General features: G+C 35.7%; 15 protein-coding genes. 11 read left to right on the top strand and 4 right to left on the bottom strand.

From position 1 onward, the window contains the following. Both L659_RS1000000123930 and L659_RS1000000123795 read right to left on the bottom strand, forming a co-directional pair. Nucleotides 1-325 (bottom strand): hypothetical protein (locus tag L659_RS1000000123930; RefSeq protein WP_231388443.1); only part of this gene is annotated, 325 nt, incomplete at its 3' end. A gap of 208 nt (nucleotides 326-533) precedes the next feature. Continuing rightward, entirely contained in the window at nucleotides 534-710 is a 177-nt protein-coding gene (locus L659_RS1000000123795; protein ID WP_024590805.1) for a hypothetical protein, read from the bottom strand. A gap of 118 nt (nucleotides 711-828) precedes the next feature. On the opposite strand from L659_RS1000000123795, the gene L659_RS0112880 reads away from it, so the two are divergent. The 8 genes from L659_RS0112880 (at nucleotide 829) to L659_RS0112845 (ending at nucleotide 6,021) form a co-directional block, all read left to right on the top strand. Further along, nucleotides 829-1,020: a hypothetical protein gene (locus L659_RS0112880; RefSeq protein ID WP_024590804.1), complete on the top strand. Its 192-nt coding sequence runs from the start codon at nucleotides 829-831 to the stop codon at nucleotides 1,018-1,020. Further along, entirely contained in the window at nucleotides 1,020-2,180 is a 1,161-nt protein-coding gene (locus tag L659_RS0112875; protein ID WP_024590803.1) for a replication initiation factor domain-containing protein, read from the top strand. The genes L659_RS0112880 and L659_RS0112875 overlap by 1 nt, the downstream gene beginning before the upstream one ends. Before the next feature lies 1 nt (nucleotide 2,181). Then, nucleotides 2,182-2,529: a DUF1293 family protein gene (locus L659_RS0112870; protein ID WP_024590802.1), complete on the top strand. Its 348-nt coding sequence runs from the start codon at nucleotides 2,182-2,184 to the stop codon at nucleotides 2,527-2,529. 2 nt (nucleotides 2,530-2,531) lie between these two features. Continuing rightward, on the top strand, nucleotides 2,532-2,768 hold the full coding sequence (locus L659_RS0112865; RefSeq protein ID WP_024590801.1) for a hypothetical protein: 237 nt from the start codon (nucleotides 2,532-2,534) through the stop codon (nucleotides 2,766-2,768). Between the two features lie 10 nt (nucleotides 2,769-2,778). Then, entirely contained in the window at nucleotides 2,779-2,913 is a 135-nt protein-coding gene (locus L659_RS1000000124045; RefSeq protein ID WP_024590800.1) for a membrane protein, read from the top strand. A gap of 116 nt (nucleotides 2,914-3,029) precedes the next feature. After that, nucleotides 3,030-4,508 carry a hypothetical protein gene (locus L659_RS0112855; RefSeq protein WP_024590799.1) on the top strand — a complete coding sequence of 493 codons (1,479 nt, stop codon included), beginning with the start codon at nucleotides 3,030-3,032 and terminating at the stop codon, nucleotides 4,506-4,508. A gap of 1 nt (nucleotide 4,509) precedes the next feature. Beyond that, complete coding sequence (locus L659_RS0112850; RefSeq protein WP_032827041.1) at nucleotides 4,510-4,827, top strand: DUF2523 family protein; 318 nt, start codon at nucleotides 4,510-4,512, stop codon at nucleotides 4,825-4,827. Between the two features lie 3 nt (nucleotides 4,828-4,830). Next, nucleotides 4,831-6,021 carry a zonular occludens toxin domain-containing protein gene (locus L659_RS0112845; RefSeq protein ID WP_024590797.1) on the top strand — a complete coding sequence of 397 codons (1,191 nt, stop codon included), beginning with the start codon at nucleotides 4,831-4,833 and terminating at the stop codon, nucleotides 6,019-6,021. 115 nt (nucleotides 6,022-6,136) lie between these two features. Here L659_RS0112845 and L659_RS0112840 read toward each other — a convergent pair whose 3' ends face one another. After that, entirely contained in the window at nucleotides 6,137-6,700 is a 564-nt protein-coding gene (locus tag L659_RS0112840; RefSeq protein ID WP_024590796.1) for a YSC84-related protein, read from the bottom strand. A gap of 149 nt (nucleotides 6,701-6,849) precedes the next feature. Between L659_RS0112840 and L659_RS0112835 the strand changes: the two genes are divergently transcribed. Continuing rightward, nucleotides 6,850-8,061: a tyrosine-type recombinase/integrase gene (locus tag L659_RS0112835; RefSeq protein WP_024590795.1), complete on the top strand. Its 1,212-nt coding sequence runs from the start codon at nucleotides 6,850-6,852 to the stop codon at nucleotides 8,059-8,061. Beyond that, nucleotides 8,061-9,254 (top strand): cation:proton antiporter, encoded by a 1,194-nt coding sequence (locus L659_RS0112830; RefSeq protein WP_024590794.1) that lies wholly within the window; start codon nucleotides 8,061-8,063, stop codon nucleotides 9,252-9,254. The genes L659_RS0112835 and L659_RS0112830 overlap by 1 nt, the downstream gene beginning before the upstream one ends. Before the next feature lie 186 nt (nucleotides 9,255-9,440). Here L659_RS0112830 and ydiJ read toward each other — a convergent pair whose 3' ends face one another. Beyond that, on the bottom strand, nucleotides 9,441-12,488 hold the full coding sequence (gene ydiJ, locus L659_RS0112825) for a D-2-hydroxyglutarate dehydrogenase YdiJ (RefSeq protein ID WP_024590793.1): 3,048 nt from the start codon (nucleotides 12,486-12,488) through the stop codon (nucleotides 9,441-9,443). Nucleotides 12,489-12,968: 480 nt separating this feature from the next. On the opposite strand from ydiJ, the gene L659_RS0112820 reads away from it, so the two are divergent. Then, nucleotides 12,969-14,240 (top strand): IS4 family transposase, encoded by a 1,272-nt coding sequence (locus L659_RS0112820; RefSeq protein ID WP_024590080.1) that lies wholly within the window; start codon nucleotides 12,969-12,971, stop codon nucleotides 14,238-14,240. Nucleotides 14,241-14,278: the final 38 nt, after the last annotated feature.

The following is a 14,278-nucleotide window of genomic DNA, read 5'->3' as shown; positions in this document are numbered from 1 at the left end:
CCCATAAATTCATAAACTTTATGTTGAGAAAACGCCCCGCCAAAATATTTAAATGGCGGGGCGTTTGTGGTTTTTCGTGTGCAAAATAGCGTAAGCGCACACGAATTGCAGCAAAAGCCTTTTTAAGCGTAGCGGCTGCAACCCGTAACATAATGTGATTTATGGGGAGTGCAAATAACCATACTAATAGTAAGGTTACGTAATAATTAAAATCAATTATTACGTACCACTGGAGACTTGATGATAGGAACCTATGAAGCTTTGCTTCATGAAAGGCCACACACAGAATTAATATAAAGACCATTAGATAAATGGCCGCATCCAATAACCCAGTCCCGCTTAGAAAAATATCCTAGCGCAACGCGCCCTTTGATAAACTTCTCTTTTTTTAATCTAGTTAATTTAACAAGGAGGGACCCGCATAGCGGGAGGAGCTTTGTTAAATTAACTGTGCTCAAAAAAAACCCCGTAACTGTATTACGGGGTATAACTCCTATCTAAACCTATGCTCTCAGCTTCAATTTAACATTTTACTATTTCTTTTTAGCTAATTTTAGATAGTCACTTTCGCTTATTGATTCTAAACCTTTGTTAATTAGTATTCTTAGAATTTCCGTATCCTTCAAAGACTTTTGAGTCGCAACCACTGCTTTTACATGTTCCTTTTCCACTTTTCGCCATGTTACGTCGTCTATATGTTTTGTAGGCATTACACGTTCCTGTTTCTAAAGTTATCATTAATTATAAACTGATAAACTTATAAATGTTGACAATTAGATTCTAAGAAACTAATCTACGCTCATTAAATAAATTCTTAGAAACTTAGAAATGAAAATATATTTCGAAAATAACAAGCAAGCGGGGGTTCAAGTCACTTACGATTTGAATGGTGCTCGCGTGTATGATTATTTTGATAATATGTTTCAATTCCGCGCTTGGGTTTCACATGAGCATGATTGCAGAACAGTAGAAATTACTGATTCAAATTATCGCCAGTTAGTAGCTGATGGGGTGATTTGATGCATTACAAATATTCAGACACTGCTCAAAACCTTATTGACAATCGCATTAAGCGTTTTAAAAAGCATGAATCAAATCAAACAATAATAGACCATTTGTCTTTTAGTTTTCCTCTTGCTGATTTACGCCATTGTAAACGCGCTGGTTCTATTGGCTCTACCGTAGATACTCAAACGCTTTTCCCAGTAGTACCAAATATTAAAGAAGAATTTAACACCGAGGGTTTAACACCTGAACAACTTCTTAAAAGCTTAGAAACTCAAAAGCAACGTATTAATGAAAGAATGTCTGATTTTTATATCAATACATTGCGTGTATTTAGCCGCTATGTTTTAGGTTTTGAGCTATCAGTACCAAGAGATAAAGGGTTTCACGGGTATCATAATTCTATGAACTTAGTTACAAGTGAAGGCACTCAAATTGGTTTTGTCGGTATTGGTGGTCAGCGCGATACGGTTTACTTTCAAATTTCTGGCGAAGGTTGCAAACACTTATGGTCACACACCACCCCATTTATTTTACATCACTGGCTATCTAAGGTTTTAAGCATTAGCTCACTTTCGCGCATTGATATTGCTCGCGATTGTTTTGATAACGTTTTTAACTGTAAGGCCGCTGAACTAAATTTCTTTCAAAAAGCATTTGCTCGTAAAAAAGGCGGTCCAAACCCAACTATGTCACCTCGCCATTCATTCACTATTGATGGCAAGTTTGATGTTGAAATGACTACAGTTGGTAAACGTACAAGTCCTGTTTACTGGCGCATATATGACAAAAAATTAGAGCAGGGCATAGATGATGAATCATTAGTTTGGTATCGCAACGAGGTCGAATTAAAAAAATGGTCTATTGATTGTTTGCTAGACCCTGATTCTACTTTTGCGGGTATTTGTGATTTTTCACAGCAAATGATTAATACCGATGGTGTTCAAACATCCAGTTCAGCAAAAGTATCAAAAGCCGGTACTGATTTAGCAAGCCGTGTTAAATGGGTTAGGCGTATGTGCGGAAAAGCTTTAGCTGACATTTTAGAAATTACTGAAGGGGATATGCAAACTGTTTTAGGTTTGTTAGTTCCTGACAAATACGTAACTGGAAAGTCTTTAGACGTTCCCAATATTTATAAACATATTTTAACTGAACAATTAAGGAGTCATTAAAATGGCTATTGTTATCGCGGGTATTTCAATTACTAGCTTTCCTGAGTCAAAGAACCCAGACGTTGAGCGAGCAATTATCGAAGTTCTTTATCCTTTGGATAATGTTGATTCACCAAAATATAAACGTAAGGCCGCTGGTAAAACTACTAGTACACCTTTCGGTAAAGAGCCAATAGCAATAAATACTGCTTATGCTCATGTGTTAATTGATAATCAAGCGTTTGTTTCTGATAAAGCTTACGACCTTAAATTTTCATTTAACGACCAAACTTTTGATAACGAAGTGGTTGAACTTATTCCAGTTGACCATGAAGTTAAAAAGCATTTTAAAGAATCGCTGGGCGGTTAATCATGCAATGTATTTATTTGAATGCCGACGGCACTATATTGCCAACAACACAAACTTTGGAAGAGTGCACCGGTTACGTACTTGTTCCAAGTTCTGATGCTGATGCATATATCAAAAGCATTCAAATAACGGCTCTCGATATTGGGGAGTCATTCACTTGGGGCTTTGGCCTTATTATATTTTTCGGGTTTCTATCTTACAAAGTTAAGGTTGCTCGAATGGTTATTAGTAAACTTTAGGAATAATAAAATGACTGATATTTTTGCTGCTGTAGATATGGCTGGTGTTGCAACTTTCGTTGGCGCTACTGGTGTTTTAATCGTTGGTGTAGCTCTTGCTTATAAAGGCATTTCACTAGCAAAACGCGCTGTTTCAAAAGCGTAAAAAAGGATCTAATTATGGGCGGCCTTATTGTCGCCCTTATCTACACCATTTGCGGTTTGATAGGGGCAATAGCTGGTTTTATAGTTTGTAAAAATTTCGGTTGGGGATAACAGCCAGTGAAATATTTAATTTTAATAATTGCGCTTATAAGCGCTTTTTTTGTTTCTGCTGATGATTCAATTTACGATATTTATGATTTGAATTCTTTGCTTTCACCAGAAACAGACCCTAAAACTCAATGTTCTTATCAAAGTAAATCTTACAACGTTAAAATCGCTGAGGATGCAAGTTCTTGCGTCTCATGGGCTGCTGAAATCTACAAAAGCGATTATTCAAAGTGTGGTTTTGAGCTTGGCAATATACAACAACAAGACTCTTCTATTATTCAGCAAGTTGTTTTTTGGAAAACTGCTGACGGTGCTGGCAGTTGTATTTATAAACAACAAAGCTCAATTACAGTTAATTTACTTCCAATAGCAGGCGAACCAAGTTGTCCTCCTGAAAATGCTCCACTACATGAACATATGATTACTTATCCTCAAGGTTCAGACACTAAATTTTGTGCAAAGTTAAAGGATGAAATAGACCCTGATTGTCCAGAACCTACCAGTTCTGACCCTTATGTTTTTGGTGTTGGTAATTCTTCTGGTTCAGTTTGCTATCCTTCTGATGATGGTCGCCAATGTGAAATAAAAACAGATGAAAATGGGGGCTATTATTTACCAGTTTCTTTTGCTTCTTCAGAGCCTGTTGCATGTGTTCCAGACCCTGAAGAACCTGAAGAACCTGAAGAACCTGAAGAACCTGAAGAACCTGAAAACCCTGATGACCCGGATAAAACTCCTGACCCAGATGAACCTTCAGACCCTAAAGAGGGTGATGATTCAGATAAAAATAACGATTTAGATGCTTTAAATCAGGTAAATGATAATTTAAAAATTATTAACGATAGCATTAATCGTGAAGAAGAATCCCATAGAGAAAGGTTAGACCGAATAGCTAAAGAGATTCAGGGTTCAAATGAATTACTTTCATCTGTTAAAGAAAATACATTAAATACATATAAAGGAACATTAAAAACAGAGGAAGTAATCAGAGACCAAATAAAAGAAGTCGTTAAGGTTAAAGAAGAAGTTGAAGGCGTAAAAACTGCAACTGAAGGCGTAAAAACTGCAACTGAAGGCGTTAAAACTTCAACGGAACGTGTTAGGACTGAAGTTGTAAAAAGTAATGACCTACAAGCTGAAATTTTAGATGAATTAAAGAAACAAAATGATACTACTGTTGAATCTACTTTTGACCCTACTAAATCACAAAGTTTTTACGAGTCAGAATATGAAGAAGGTTTTGAAGGTGTTTGGAATGAAAAAAGTCTTGAATTTGAACAAACAGAAACTTTTAAGTTTTTAGACCAATTTAAGTTTAACTCTGGAGGCCAACCACCAAACACACAAATTTGTTTTAACCTTGGTTCAAGTATGAATTTTGGTTGTGCTGATTTGCCTACTCCTAGTACGCAACTCTTAGCAATATTAAAGATTTTCATTTTAATCACTGCGGCTTTCTTATGTCGTGCTTTAATTTTTGGAGGTTAATATGTTGGATTGGTTTGCTAATACATGGAACGAATTAAAGACTTTTCTTTACAGTTTGGTTCTCACTGTTCAGGACATAATGAAAGATATAGGCATTTTCTTTTTTGAAAGTTTTATGGATATTTCGTTACTTGCAATAGACGGTCTAGATAGTTTTTTTGCAGGTTTAGACGTAGCAAGTCATATAAACGGACTACCTTCAGGGGTCACCTATTACGCATCGGCCCTTGGATTATCTCAAGCCATGGGGATGATAATTATAGCTATAACAATAAGAATGCTATTACAGCTAATTCCATTTGTTAGATTAGGGAGCTAAAAAATGATACACGGCATTTCAGGAAAAACTGGCGGCGGCAAAAGTTATGAAGCGGTAGTAAGGCACATAATCCCTACGGTTACTGAGCATAAACGAAAAGTTGTAACGAATTTACCTTTAAATGTCGATCACTTCTGTTCAGTTTACGGTGAATATTGCCGTGAACTGATAGAAGTAGTTGATGGTGAATTTCATAATTATGGTGGTGAAAGACCATTTTCTAAGAAAGAACATTATTTACAGTATCAGGACTGGAAGAATGAGGACGGCAATAGAGTCTATTTTTTTATAGATGAATGCCATTTAGCATTGGGCGCTGGTAATTGTAATAAAGAGGTGAAAGAGTTTTACAGTATGCACCGTCACTACGGTTTTGACATAATGCTAATTACTCAAGAGTTCAGAAAAGTTGAAAGGGATATTCGCGAATTAGTTGGTAATCATTACAGAGCTATAAAAAAGTCTTTTGCTGGTCAAGATGATAAGTATGTACTCAAGGTTCATGATGGGCATTCAAAAACAAATACAACTGTTGTTGCTACTCATGAAAGGGAATATGAGAAAAAATATTTTAAATTTTATCAGTCTCATACTAAGAGTGACCAATCTATTAAAGAGGCTGCACCATCTGATGTAAAAAAATGGTACGACAACTGGTTTATTAAAGGTTCTATAGTTTTTTTCGTTGTAGCTGGTTTTTTACTTTTTTTAGGATTTCAAAAGCAATCTGATAAAGCAAAAGCTAAAGAACTGACGAACGCGTCACCAGTTGAAGCGCAATTTTCAAATTCACCTAATGGCCATAATGCTAACCAACTTCAAAATCAGTTGCCGCCTGAACTTTTAGCTCAACAAGAAAAGGCTAAAAGAATTATTGAGGAACAAGAAGCGCAAGAATTGGCAAATAAGAAAAAGCACCCGTTTAGCAAGGTAGCTTTACATATTTCAGGCTGGGCTGAGTATACAGATAGAAAAAAGATAGTTAAAAATTATTATCTGGCTGCTTCACAAAATGGGCAATACATTTTTGATTTATCTTTAAGGGATCTTATTCTCGCTGGGTATACCGTAATTGTTAAATCTTCATGTGTAATAGAAATTGCTTATAATAGCTATCATGATTTCATTACATGTGATTCTCCAAAAGTAGGTGTTTTTGATGAGGCGCCTGGTCGAGATGAAATAACTGAGTGATAATTAACTTCTTTTATTAACAACCCATAAATTACGTTATGTTAAATTGAATAGATTTTAATAAAGCGAGCGTGATTATACAAACCAGCTCGCTTTTAGGAGAGTAATTTGGTGGTTAATTAAGCTCTGAATCAACCCAAAACTTAGTTCCTTTTAATACAGCTTGTAGTGCAAGGCCATTTTCGGTTACAGAATATACAGTAACTTGATCTGCAATCGCTTCGGCAACCAGTGCACCGCCTTTATCTTCATATTTTGCTGCTGCATCAGCGTTTCCGCCAAATGCCCAACCATGTTCAATAAATCTGTTTAATGCAGCTTGGTTATGAAAAACCATTACAACGTTAAAATCTTTAACGCCTAAGCGAAGTCCTAAACCGGCTTCGCCCATATTCATGTAAGTCGATTTACCTGTGAGATTATTTCTAACAACACCGTAACCACCGCCAAAGCTAGCAAGCACTACATTTACATTCGCATTATCGAATACAGCATAACCAGCAGAGTTAGCAATTTGTTTTTTAACATCAGGTTTTTCAGCGTATAATTTATCCAATGTGTTTGCTTTCATACTTTGTACAAGTGAACGTTTTTCGCTTGGTGATGCACTACCTGTAGTAGCACACCCAGTTAACGCAACTGTTAAAGCAAGTACGCTTAGTATAATTAGTTTTTTCATAATGTTTTCCTTAATAAGATATAGCAACCAACAACCATAGAATAATCACGGTATTAAAATAATTAGAACTTTACTATGTCCAATACTAGACAGTATCGGACTTTAACGTTATTCTGTAAGTCTATTATTTAATTGAATATTTATACATTATGCTTGTTGCTTTGGTTGATACGTTAAAACAATTAAGATATCAAATTGCCCATCTAGATGACGGTACTCTCAATTCAGAATACCCAGAACTTGCATCCTTTATACAGGAAATTGGCTTGACTGTAACTGAATCAAAAGCTGATCTGACATTCTTGTATCAGTTTTTATATGTTTATGGCCGAAAGTCAGAAGCCACTTATAGTCGTTTTCGAAATGAGCTTGAACGCTTTTATTTATGGTCATGGTTAATCGCAGAAAAATCAGTATTCGATTTAAAACGTGAAGATATTGAAGCTTACGTTGATTTTATGGTCGAACCCGATAAAGCATGGGCTGCAACTTCAGTGCAATGGCGTTATAAAGATGAACGAGGAATTCGTCGTTTAAACCAAAACTGGCGCCCTTTTATGCTTAAAGAATCCATTGCTAGTCAGCAAACTTTATCGTCTATGTTTACTGCTCTAAATGTATTTTATAAGTTTGCCTTATTAGAAGAAAAAACATTTGCTAACTTTGTCCCTGTTGTTAAAAAAAATAGTCCGTACTTAGTTGTTCAATCACAAATTCAAATTCCAGACACATTAAGCGATATTCAATGGGAATACGTTTTTGGTGTAACGCGTGATTTATGCGAACATAACCCTGATTTAGAGCGAAACTTATTTACGCTTGCCTGCTTAAAAGGTCTTTATTTACGAATTTCAGAATTATCTGAGCGCCCACAATGGTCGCCGGTGATGTCTCATTTTTGGCAAGATAATGATGGTTTTTGGTTTTTACGGATAATGGGAAAAGGTAATAAATTACGAGATGTAACCTTAAGCGATGATTTTGTTGAATATTTAAAACGTTATAGACTATACAGAGGTTTACCTGCCCTTCCCCGTGTTGATGAATCAGATCCTTTAGTTCATAAAATTCGCGGGCAAGGTGGTATGACCGTAAGGCAAATTAGGCGTTTAGTTCAACAAAGTTTTGATTATGCACAGCAATCATTACTTGATGATGGTTTTAAAGATGATGCTGAACAACTTGGCGCTGCAACTGCACATTGGCTTCGTCATACTGGTGCCACACATGATGCGCAAACCAGACCGCTTAAACATTTATCGGAAGATTTAGGCCATTCTAAAATTGCGACTACCGATCAAATTTATATTCAAACAAATATTAAAGAGCGAGCAAAGTCAGGACTTAAAAGGAAAATTTAATGGAGTATTTAGTAATAGCATTTATAGGCGGATTATTTTTAATTTATTCTTTAACACTTCGCCAGTTAGAAAAAACAGAAGTAACAGGCCCAATGTTTTTTGTTGTTGGCGGAATATGTTTAGCTTTAATGCTACCCAACGAAGGGGATAAAATAAAAGAAGGTGTTGATCTTTTATTACCATTTATAGAGCTTACGCTAAGTATATTTTTATTTTCTGATGCAGCTAAATCAAAGCTAAGTGTATTAAGGCATAGTTTTCAGTATCCTAGTTTACTATTGTTTGTTGCCCTACCCTTAACTTTGTTACTTGGTATTGCTGTTGCTTTATTTTTCTTTGCTGAGCTTTCACTTATTCAAGCGGCGTTGCTCGCTATTATTTTAACACCTACCGATGCAGCATTAAGTAAAGGGTTACTAGCAAGTACACAAGTGCCTGAAAAAATACGCGAAGGAATAAATACTGAAAGTGGTTTGAACGATGGATTATGCGTACCCATTTTTTTAATATTTATATTACTTGCTAAAAATCCTGATTCAGCAATTACTGCAACACAAACATTAAGTGTGTTTGGACGAGAGCTTGGCTTGGCTTTATTAATAGCTATTACAAGTATTGCTGTTTTCATACCGAGTTTAAACTTTGCAATGAAACGTCATTACTTTGCACAAAATACCAGTCCATTTTTATTACTCGGTTTTGCAATGGCTGTATTTTCTGTCACTCAGTATTTTCATGGCAGTGGTTTTATTGCGGTGTTTATTGCAGGCTTATTATTTGATAAATTTTCGACCGAAGAAGTTAGAACAGAATTAATTGAAGACTCAGAGCACATAGCAGATTTCACATCGTTAATGATTTGGTGCTTGTTCGGGTTTGTTTGTGCTTACTTAGTTATTCCTAAATTAAATACTGAAATTATAATTTACGCTTTGTTAAGTACAACATTGATTAGAATAATTCCAGTTATGCTGTCTCTGCAGTTTACGGCATTGAGTATTAAAGAGCGTTTTACATTTGCGTGGTTTGGGCCAAGAGGATTAGCATCAATTGTTTTTACATTGATGGTGATAGATACGCAAATAGAAAACAAATATCAAATAGCGACAATAGCAATGACGACTATTCTGTTTAGTGTATTTATACATGGTATTAGCACTAAACCTATTGCTGATAGTTTTGTTAAAAAATAATTATTTAAACTAGGTAAATTAAGAATACGTATTAAAAAAGGCGTAACGGTTATTTTCATCACTGATGAAGTTAATCGTTACGCCTTTTTGTATTTAATAAATAATTTACTAAATTTGTATTTAGATAAAACTATTTAAGTACCTCTTATATAAGTGATCTTATTTAAGTACTCTTATTTTATAAAGTTATTTAAGAACCTGTGCTAGTAATTCAATTGGGTGTTTTGGTTTAAACTTTTCAAAACGTTTAACTTGGCTACGACAAGAAAAGCCCGTAGATAAAAGTTGCTCAGATTTATTTTTATCTACAATTGGTTTCCAGCTCATTTCGTAAAGCGCACGTGAGTTATCTTGATTTTGTGCTTCGTGGCCGTAAGTTCCCGCCATTCCACAACAACCTGTATTTGTTGTTTTTAATGTTAAACCAATATCATTGAAAATTGTTTGCCATACATTTGCTGCTTTTGGCAGCGCAGTTGTTTCAGTACAATGACTCAGTAATGTAAATTCGGTATCTGTATTTTGCTTTGCGCTTAGTGATTTAAACGATTGTGTTTCTAGCCATTCATGAGCAAGCTGCACATTAAATTCGCCACGGTTATTTTCTAAAATTGTATTATATTCATCGCGATAACACATAACGAGTGACGCATCTAAACCGACTAACGGTGCATTAATATCATTTAATTTATTTAAAAACTCGGCTGCATTTTTAGCTGTAACTTTAAATTCATGTAAAAAACCTTTTACGTGTTGCGGTTTACCATTTGGTTTAAAAGGTAATAGCATTGGTTTTTTGCCAAGTTGGGTTATTAAAGTAATAAAACTTTCTACTAATTCCGCTTCGTAAAAGCTCGTAAATGGGTCTTGTACTATTAATACATACTCACTTTGTTGCTCTGCATTTAATTTATTTAATAAATCAAAATCAAATTTTTGTGTTTTAGTAACACGCTTTGAAAGTGCAGGAATACTCAACTGTGGTGTATCAACATAGCCAACCGTTTTTTTAATAACATTACTAACTAATGATGTTTTAACAATTGGATTTATAACTTTAGCGAACTTTGCCATTAATGGCGCGCTATTTTCTATGTTACCAACAAGGTAATCTTTTAGCGGACGTGCATAATAACTATGATAATAATTTAAAAAGCGCGAACGAAAAGTGGGTACATCTACTTTAATTGGGCATGCTGTTGTACATGCCTTACATGCTAAACATTCATCCATTGACGCTTTTACTTCGTGAGAAAAGTCGTAAATACCTTTTCGTTTTTCGCGGCTATGAACAAAACGTTCCCACCAGGTAATGACTTCACCTTTGTTAAGTTGCTTTTCTACTTCGAGCAAATCTACATTTTTTGACTCTTGTAGACGAAGCCATTCGCGCATTAAACTTGCGCGTCCTTTTGGTGAATTACGGCGATCGCCAGTTACTTTATACGATGGACACATAGGTGAATTTTCATCGTAATTAAAGCATATGCCATTACCATTACAGGTCATTGCGTTGTTAAAACTGGTTTTGACTTCTATTGATATTTGCTTATCGAAGTGCGATCTCTTTTGTCCATCTACACTAACTAGTGAGTCTTCACTATCGATAGGAGTGCATATTTTACCGGGGTTAATACGGTTGTTAGGATCGAAAGCTGTTTTTATTTTACGAAGTTGTGTATATAAATGCTCACCAAAAAATTCAGGACTATATTCACTTCGGTAACCTTTACCGTGCTCGCCCCACATTAAACCGCCGTACTTAGCGGTTAGTTTTACGACCTGATCTGAAATAGTTCTAAGTAGTTTTTCTTGTTCTGGGTCACACATATCAAGTGCTGGGCGTACGTGTAAAACGCCCGCATCAACATGGCCAAACATACCGTACTGTAAATTATGACTGTCGAGTAATGCTCTAAATTCGACAATATAATCTGCTAAATTTTCAGGCGGTACAGCGGTGTCTTCTGCAAAGGCGAGAGGTTTTTGGCTGCCTTTTACATTACCTAATAAACCCACTGACTTTTTACGCATTGCGTAAATTTTTAGTATATCGCTTTTATCACTGGTTAACTGATAACCAATAACGCCATTAGTTTGATTTTTTACGCATTCGTCTAGAAGCTTACAAAGCGTGTCTACTTTGTCTTTTATATCATCGTTTGATACTGCATTAAACTCGACCATGTTAAGGCCTTGCATATCTTTATTTGGTACGTCGGTTATTAAGTCCGATACTAAATTCCAAATGATATCTTCACGCGCCAAGTTTAAAACTTTGCTATCAACGGTTTCTACCGAGGTCGCGCGTGCATCGACTAAAAATGGTGAATGGCGAAGTGCTGAGTCAAAACTATCGTACTTAATATTAATAAGCGTTTTAAATTCAGCAATAGGCGTTAGGTTTAATTTTGCTTCAGTTACTATACCTAATGAGCCTTCTGAACCCGTTATTAGTCGGCTCATGTCAAAAGTAAGTAAGTCATCACTTAGCACATGCTCTAGGTCGTAGCCGGTTAAAAAACGATTTAACCGTGGAAACTTAGCTAAAATAGCAGCGCGTTCATTAACTGAAATATCTAAAACTGTTTTATATAAACTACCAATTAATGAGTCTTGATTAGCTATAATTTGTGCTTTGTCGATGTCTATTGGGGAGGTACACATAGGTGTGCCATCAACTAAATAAGTTGTTAGCCCTAAAACATGATCGCTCGTTTTACCGTAAACTAACGAGCCTTGCCCCGATGCGTCAGTACTTATCATGCCACCAATAGTTGCCCTGTTACTGGTAGATAAATCGGGTGAGAAGAAAAAGCCATAAGGTTTTAAAAAGTCATTAAGTTGATCTTTTATTACGCCGGTTTGAACGCGTACCCAGCCTTCTTCTACATTTATTTCGAGGATTTCGCGCATATAGCGAGACAAATCTACAACAATACCAGGTGTTAACGATTGTCCGTTAGTGCCTGTTCCACCGCCACGAGGACCAAAAGTTAATGATAAAAACGGGTCGCGAGATGCTGTTTGCAGTGCGAGCTGAATATCTTTTTCATTTTTTGGAAAAATAACACCTTGCGGTATTTGCTGATACACACTGTTATCGGTTGAAGCGGTAATACGCGTTGCATAACTTGCGTCGGTGTCTCCGATAAAACCTTGGTTTGCAATGGTATTTAGGTAGTTTGCGACAAGTTCTGTCGCGGCATCTTGTTGTGTAATTGTTGCTATCATGACGGCGATATTTTAGGGCATTTGACTAATTATATCATGGTGATGGCGAATAGAAATTGAAGATTTTACAGTTTGTAACACTCTTTTAGTCGATTTTAATGCAGCTTAAATTATACTCAAGTTAACAAGTAATAAGGTGTATTATATGAAAAAATTACTATTACAGATCAGTGGCGTGTTATTTATTTTGCTAGGATTATTTTTTGCGATTGTAGCTAGGGCGTGTTGACCTTTGGTTGTTGAATTTGCAGCAGTTTAGGCAAGGCAGAGCCTATGTAGTGTGGTTACTCCCCATAAATAGGCGATAACGCAGCATAAATACCAAACATGCGCTGCCCAATGGGTTCTTTCTAAGGACGAGTAACTCTTTGTTGCCTACATGGATGTCATAGGTAAGATCTTAAGAAATTGAGTTGAAGCTCAATTCATGATCAAATGGTTGTTACCACACAAACCACAGAATCAAGAAAAGAGCTTCAAATGAATGCTAACATTTTTATTAATAAGTTAAAAAGTATCCTAAGTGAAAAAAAACTGAACCGACTTGGTAAACAAGTAGCATTTACTAAAAGAGAAAGAAATATTACCGCATTTCATATGGTTGTTAGTCTTGTTGCTGCGCTTGGGGATAAAAAAACGATCTATTTATCCGAAATATTAAGAGTTTATAATCAGCTAACAGGGCAGTCTATTAAGTATAAGCCTTTTCATAACCAGTTAGTTAAACCTGAACTAGCTGAACTAATGCGAGAGGTAACAAATAGAGTTTTTAATTGTTGGATAAATGATGCGCTTAAGTACACGAAAAAAGATTTGTTCAAGTTTGAGAATATTTTAATTCAGGACGGTAGCTCTATTATGCTTCATCGTTCTTTAAAAGATGTTTTTCCTGGGCGATTTTCAAATACGTGTCCAGCAGCGATTGAATTGCATGCTACTTTAAATTTAACGCAAGGTTGCTTTGAAAAAGCAGGTATAACACCAGACAGTTATTCTGAACGTGAAGAACTTCCAACATTTAAAGAGTTGAAAGGACAGTTGTTACTTGCTGATAGAGGGTATTATTCAGGTAGTTATATTCATGAATTAGATAAAGCAGGAGGATTTTACGTATTAAGAGCTAAGGGGTTAAAAGCAGTCAGAGTACATAATGCTTTTAAGCAAAATGGACAGGAATTAACAGGAAGTCATTCCCCAAAGTTATGTGAATTGCTCCCCGAATTACCTAAAAATGATCTTATTGATATGAATGTTAGCATAAAAAACAAGCTAACAAGAGTCGTTGGGTATTGGTCAAAAAAAGAAAAACAATATACATTTTTAGTCACTAATTTATCTATTGATGAATTTACAGCGACTGAAATAGGCAAATTATATAGGTTACGCTGGCAGGTTGAATTACTTTTTAAGGAGTGTAAGTCTTATAATAATTTACGCGGCTTTCAAACATCAAACGCAACCTTACAAGAGGCGCTAATTTATGTAAGTTTAATAGTAACCACGCTTAAAAGGTTTTTAACTGGCTGTATTGAAAAGATATTCAAAACTGAAATGTCTACAATGACAGTAGCAAAAACAACGGGTGTTTGGTGGATTGGCATATTAACAGCGATTATTAGGAAGCATAGGAAAGGATTGTTAAATGCAGTTAATGGAGCATTTGACTTTCTGAGGAAAAATGCTGCTAGGGCACACCCCAAACGCGATCGAAAAACAGGAGTATTTCAGTATGGGGTAGAGCCAAATTTTTAAGGCTGTACTTAATGTTTTTCTTAAGTACCTACCTATGA

Source organism: Pseudoalteromonas sp. S8-8, assembly GCF_000497875.1.
Lineage (GTDB): Bacteria > Pseudomonadota > Gammaproteobacteria > Enterobacterales > Alteromonadaceae > Pseudoalteromonas > Pseudoalteromonas arctica.
Note: the sequence above shows the minus strand (reverse complement) of the source record. Positions and strands in the feature narration are given on the sequence as shown.

Bases quoted from the DNA above. Each gene is read 5' to 3' on its own strand.
- L659_RS1000000123795 (WP_024590805.1), bottom strand. From the start codon at position 710: ATGCCTACAAAACATATAGACGACGTAACATGGCGAAAAGTGGAAAAG.
- L659_RS0112880 (WP_024590804.1), top strand. From the start codon at position 829: ATGAAAATATATTTCGAAAATAACAAGCAAGCGGGGGTTCAAGTCACT.
- L659_RS0112875 (WP_024590803.1), top strand. From the start codon at position 1,020: ATGCATTACAAATATTCAGACACTGCTCAAAACCTTATTGACAATCGC.
- L659_RS0112870 (WP_024590802.1), top strand. From the start codon at position 2,182: ATGGCTATTGTTATCGCGGGTATTTCAATTACTAGCTTTCCTGAGTCA.
- L659_RS0112865 (WP_024590801.1), top strand. From the start codon at position 2,532: ATGCAATGTATTTATTTGAATGCCGACGGCACTATATTGCCAACAACA.
- L659_RS1000000124045 (WP_024590800.1), top strand. From the start codon at position 2,779: ATGACTGATATTTTTGCTGCTGTAGATATGGCTGGTGTTGCAACTTTC.
- L659_RS0112850 (WP_032827041.1), top strand. From the start codon at position 4,510: ATGTTGGATTGGTTTGCTAATACATGGAACGAATTAAAGACTTTTCTT.
- L659_RS0112845 (WP_024590797.1), top strand. From the start codon at position 4,831: ATGATACACGGCATTTCAGGAAAAACTGGCGGCGGCAAAAGTTATGAA.
- L659_RS0112840 (WP_024590796.1), bottom strand. From the start codon at position 6,700: ATGAAAAAACTAATTATACTAAGCGTACTTGCTTTAACAGTTGCGTTA.
- L659_RS0112835 (WP_024590795.1), top strand. From the start codon at position 6,850: ATGCTTGTTGCTTTGGTTGATACGTTAAAACAATTAAGATATCAAATT.
- L659_RS0112830 (WP_024590794.1), top strand. From the start codon at position 8,061: ATGGAGTATTTAGTAATAGCATTTATAGGCGGATTATTTTTAATTTAT.
- ydiJ (WP_024590793.1), bottom strand. From the start codon at position 12,488: ATGATAGCAACAATTACACAACAAGATGCCGCGACAGAACTTGTCGCA.
- L659_RS0112820 (WP_024590080.1), top strand. From the start codon at position 12,969: ATGAATGCTAACATTTTTATTAATAAGTTAAAAAGTATCCTAAGTGAA.